Origin of the sequence: Pseudoalteromonas sp. GW168-MNA-CIBAN-0100 (assembly GCF_040309225.1) — a bacterium.
Taxonomy (GTDB): domain Bacteria; phylum Pseudomonadota; class Gammaproteobacteria; order Enterobacterales; family Alteromonadaceae; genus Pseudoalteromonas; species Pseudoalteromonas arctica.
In genome coordinates this window covers 1-432 of sequence record NZ_JBEOOL010000133.1, presented here as the reverse complement: position 1 = coordinate 432, position 432 = coordinate 1, and the positions used below count along the sequence as shown (strand labels likewise).

1 pseudogene is annotated in these 432 nt (G+C 35.6%); it reads left to right on the top strand.

Going from position 1 to position 432, the window contains the following annotated elements:
• Window positions 1-432: pseudogene (locus AAEY62_RS20380) on the top strand (S9 family peptidase); the annotation flags it as partial.

Sequence of the window (432 nt, the reverse complement as noted above, 5' to 3'; positions counted from 1 at the left end):
CTGTAGGTGCAAATAAAGCTGTTTATTCAAAAAATAAAGCCCTGCAAGGCTATGTATTTGAGGGTAATATATTTGTAAAAAGCGTTACCACAGGTGCAATTCAACAAGTAACGCATACCTCTAGCACTGAATCTAAACCACAATTTTTAAATGATGGCAGCTTAGCTTATCGTCAAGGTAATACATTTTTTAAAGTTGACTTAAGCTCAGGCTTAACCACTGAAATTGCTAATTTAAAACTGGCAGATAAGCCCCAGGGCATTACAGAGCCAAGCAGTTATATTGCTAAAGAGCAGCACAAACTTATTGATTACATAGCGCTAACGCATAAAAACAATAAAGATAAACAAGCACGCAAAGCACAGCTTAAGCAGCAAAATAGCTCAATTGCTAATACTGAGTTTTATTTAGGCAAAGGTAATAGTGTAAAAG